Annotated in this window: 3 protein-coding genes and 2 pseudogenes; 1 reads left to right on the top strand and 4 read right to left on the bottom strand. The window is 60.5% G+C overall.

Annotated elements, in window-relative coordinates:
• Positions 1-410, bottom strand: a pseudogene (locus tag B0G73_RS39810) (EmrB/QacA family drug resistance transporter); the annotation flags it as partial.
• Between the two features lie 317 nt (positions 411-727).
• The gene (locus tag B0G73_RS39805; protein WP_106286481.1) at positions 728-1,402 is read right to left on the bottom strand and encodes an antibiotic biosynthesis monooxygenase; all 675 of its coding nucleotides are present in this window, start codon (positions 1,400-1,402) and stop codon (positions 728-730) included.
• A gap of 479 nt (positions 1,403-1,881) precedes the next feature.
• Between B0G73_RS39805 and B0G73_RS39800 the strand changes: the two genes are divergently transcribed.
• Positions 1,882-2,838 carry a LysR family transcriptional regulator gene (locus tag B0G73_RS39800; protein ID WP_106286480.1) on the top strand — a complete coding sequence of 319 codons (957 nt, stop codon included), beginning with the start codon at positions 1,882-1,884 and terminating at the stop codon, positions 2,836-2,838.
• Between the two features lie 57 nt (positions 2,839-2,895).
• Here the strand turns inward: B0G73_RS39800 and mug are convergent, their stop codons facing one another.
• Together mug and B0G73_RS39790 are read right to left on the bottom strand one after the other, a co-directional pair.
• Complete coding sequence (gene mug, locus B0G73_RS39795; RefSeq protein ID WP_106286482.1) at positions 2,896-3,462, bottom strand: G/U mismatch-specific DNA glycosylase; 567 nt, start codon at positions 3,460-3,462, stop codon at positions 2,896-2,898.
• A 55-nt stretch (positions 3,463-3,517) separates the two neighbouring features.
• Positions 3,518-3,883: pseudogene (locus B0G73_RS39790) on the bottom strand (helix-turn-helix domain-containing protein); the annotation flags it as partial.
• Positions 3,884-3,978 lie beyond the last annotated feature (95 nt).

Below are 3,978 nucleotides of genomic sequence, written 5' to 3'. Positions count from 1 at the left end.
AATACATAGAGCGTCAGCAGGTTCGGTGCAAACGGGCAGAGCAATCCAGGGACCATCACGGCGAGCACGGCGCCGATCGTGAAGCGCCTGAGCGTAAACGTCACGCCGAACCACGGCGCGAATACCATGGTGGCGACGTTGGTCGCTTCGAACAGGGTGGTTAGCCAGGTTCCGTCGTCCCGTCCGATGGAGAACGCGCCGCGAATATCCGCGAGCGCCACCGCGGTGACCTGTTCGTTCAGTATCGCCAGCAGAGACGCCAGCAACATGCCGAGCAGGCCGATGGCGAGGCGTAGGGGCAATGTCGCATGGGTCGGCGCTTGCTGTACTGGAGTTGCCGAGGCCGGCGTCGACGATGGCGCGAGCTTCGTTTCTCCTGCTCCAGTTATCGGTGGGTTGGCGATGTTCATAAGGGTCCGGCTACCAGTGTTCATTGCGGCATGTCGTGAGGAAATCTCCGTGTTGCGCCCGGCGCTCGCAAAGCATTGCTGCCGCGCATTGGGTTTATGAATTCTAGGAGGAGGCCCGGCTTTCTAACAGCCGATACAGGTCGCGTATCAGGCCATTTGATGCGCAAATCTGGCCAATGTCAGCGTCGCTGAAAAGACCGGGACAACACACTCACCCCGAGTTGATGAATCTGCTCTAGACGGAACAGATTTCATCAGCCCGGGGCAGCGCGAGCAGTTGCATCGTGACGAGATGCCGGTATTGCCCTACGTCTGGCTCATGCCTTGGGCTGCACCTCTGCGAAGTATTGAGGCGCTTCGCGGCGATCGAACATTCCGTACTCCCGGACAACGCGAATGTGCCGCAAGCGCACGGACTTCGGCAGCGTCGTATTGCGCTCGAAGGCTTCAGCGGCCGCAAGGTCGTCCCACGTCGCTACCGCAATGACGTCGCCCGGCGTTATCAGCGCGTCGAAAGCGTCCCAGGCGACGAGGCCGGGCGCCTTCGTATCAAGTCCGAGCGCTTGGGCAACCGCCTCCGCACCCGCCTGCTTGACCCAGTCCGGCGCGTGTTGCGCGTCGAGTAGCGTGACCGCCTTGCCAAGTCCCGTTTCGGTTGCATCGAGGCGTTGCTCGACCAATGTCTGCCCGGCCGGCACGCACGTATCCGCGACGGTCTGGCCAATGCGCAGCCGATAGTCGGCAAACACGCGGTCGCGCGCCGCCTGCTGCACCTTGTGATGGTTCGTCGTCACTCGCCAGCGAACCAGCGACTTCTCATCGCGCCAGCTCGATAGCGAGAGCAGCCATCCCTGGCGTGTCAGGCTCGCGTAGCGGGTATTGTCGACGAAACCATCGATCGCATCGAGTTCCGGGCGCAGCATCCTGGCCATGCCGAGATAGGCGTCGAATTGTTCGGATAACGGATTGACTTCGAGCATTGCAGAAAACATGGATTCCTTGGTCTGATTGAGGACGCCTGGCCGTGTGGCAGGACATGGAATCGCAGCGATGCAGTCGATTCATCACCATGTGACTGTCGCGCGACGGGTGAGCTGATTGTCGGAGAAGCAGAGGGTTTCTTGAAGCGCCAGCAGGCCGCGTATTGGGCCATTCCATGCGCGAATTCTGCCAGGCTGTCATGGATAACCAGGCGCCGCGCCGATCCGGAAACAGTCACTTTCCGTTTGCTCAACAAAGCCAATGCCAGCGGGAAGGAATATCGCAAAGGCCGTTTTCGTTTGCTGGTTTAAAGAGTTCGAAATTGGGCCATTTGTGGTCTTCTTCGTGCCAACCACACAAAGAGCGCGTCTCCATGCAAGGCATGGCGCTTAATATCGCGGCATCTCCCTGGCGTCCGATGACGCGACGTCCCTATAACGAGGGCGCAGGTTTAGCGGCAAGCTGCAAACACATTGAAGTTGGAATCAGGATGGACAGATTACGTGAGATGGAGGTGTTCGTAGCCATCGTCGACGGAGGCAGTTTTACCAGCGCGGCGGACAAACTTGGCATGTCCGCCCCCGCGGTGTCGCGGGCGCTCACGTCGCTCGAAGCCCGTTTGGGTGCGCAACTGCTTGCGCGAACAACCCGTTCGGTCAGGCCGACCGAGGCGGGTATGTCGTACCTCGATGCCTGCCGCAAGGTGTTGGATGCCGTCACGGACGCGGAAGCCGATGTCGCGGCGTGTCAGGACAACCCGGTGGGCACACTGACTATTTCCGCGCCGGTGCTGTTCGGCCAGCGCTTTATCGCCCCGTTAATCGATGCGTACGCCCAGCGTTATCCGGACGTGAGCATCAACGCGGTGTATGTCGATCGCACCACGCGACTTCTCGAGGAGGGCGTGGATGTCGCCATCCGCATCGGCCACCTGGGCGATTCGTCGATCTATGCCATTCCGCTGGGTTTTGTACGACGTCGAACCTACGCGGCTCCGGCTTATCTCGCGGCGCATGGCGAACCGGTTCATCCGAGGGAGCTTGCGGATCACCACTGCGTGTCCCTGACGGGCGTGACGAATCCGCTGGAATGGACGTTTTACGAAAACGGCTCGCGGCTATCGGTCCGGGTTCAGCCGCGAATGACCGTCAATCTGGCGCCGGCGGCCGTGATGGCCGCCGTCGATCGGGTGGGAATAACGCAACTGTTTTCCTACCAGGCGGCGCCCGAGGTACTCAATGGAACGTTGCTGCCGGTCTTGACGGCATTCGAACCCGAGTCGACGCCTGTCAACTTGCTGCATGTGGAGCGGCGCGGCGCGAGCGGTAAGATTCGGGCCTTCGTGGAGTTCGTGACCGAGACCCTGCGCAGAAACGTGCATCTTCAACAACACATGGAGACCGCGATGACCGTGAATCGGACTTCTGAAAATTTGCGTTCGGTGTAATCGGGTGTGCCGGGCGCGCGAGTCTTTTTATGCGGGCTCGCCGATACTGCGAGTCGTTCAAGCCGACCTGACCGACCCTGCCGGCGCGACGGCAAGACGAAGTTCGCGGTAGGCAGTCACCAGCGCATCGAGGCTGAATGTCCGGTTCAGGCCGCTGGGATTGGGCAGCACCCACGCGCGCGCGCCGCCGAATGCAGTGGGCTGCGGCCCCCACTCGATGTCGCGGCTGCCCGACATTGCGCTGAGCGCCATCTTGCCGAGGAAGGCCACGCATTGCGGCGCATAGCCTTCAATCTTCCGCTCGAACTCCGTCGCGGTCGCCTTGAATTCCCATGAGGACAGCTGGTCCGCTCGCGCGGTCGGACGCGAGACCACCGTGGTGAGACCACAACCGTGCTGGAGAAGCGTGTAGTCGTCGTCGGGCCCGATCTGTTCGGGCGTGAAACCCGCGAGATGAATGGTCCGCCAGAACCGATTGCCTCGGCCGGCAAAATGACGGCCGGTCGACGCCGCTTGCACGCCGGGATTGATACCGCAAAATACAACGGATAAACCCGGCTCAAGGAGATCAGGAAGAGATTGATGCAGATGGGCGCGAGTCACGGAGGGTGTAAGTCTGTTCATTACATAGAGCACATTCGAGGCGTCGGGCGGCAACAAACCTGCGTGGATCCGCGATCTAGTCGACCAGTTCCAGTTCCACTGTTTCGACCTGCTCTTTCACGTCGCTCGCTACCCGCTGCTGCCTGGCGACCGTACCACGGAATCGTTGGCGATACTGTCTGGGCGTCACGTTGAGGCGTCGGAAGAAAGTGGCTCGCATATGCGTGGCGCTGTGAAAACCACAATTGAACGCCACGGTCTTCAGAGGGGCATCGGTCTCTTCGAGCAGTTTCCTCGCGGTGTCGACGCGAACCTGTTCGACAAACGCCGACGGCGTCACCTTCGCATACTTCGCGAACAGGCGCGAGAAGGTACGGCGGCTGACGGACACAGCGCTGGCAAGCTGTTCAATCGACAGCGCATCGGTTATGTGCTCGGTCACGGAGCCTGTCAGATTTTCTGTGTGCCGAGGTCATGAGACGATAACGGAAATAACGTCCTATGACCGAAGCAACCGTGACAAAGAAGAACAGGAAC

Source organism: Paraburkholderia sp. BL25I1N1, from assembly GCF_003002025.1.
GTDB lineage: Bacteria > Pseudomonadota > Gammaproteobacteria > Burkholderiales > Burkholderiaceae > Paraburkholderia.
Note: the sequence above shows the minus strand (reverse complement) of the source record. Positions and strands in the feature narration are given on the sequence as shown.

What these genes read in the sequence shown, in the direction of transcription:
- B0G73_RS39805 (WP_106286481.1), bottom strand. Translation starts at nt 1,402, where the DNA reads ATGTTTTCTGCAATGCTCGAAGTCAATCCGTTATCCGAACAATTCGAC.
- B0G73_RS39800 (WP_106286480.1), top strand. Translation starts at nt 1,882, where the DNA reads ATGGACAGATTACGTGAGATGGAGGTGTTCGTAGCCATCGTCGACGGA.
- mug (WP_106286482.1), bottom strand. Translation starts at nt 3,462, where the DNA reads ATGAACAGACTTACACCCTCCGTGACTCGCGCCCATCTGCATCAATCT.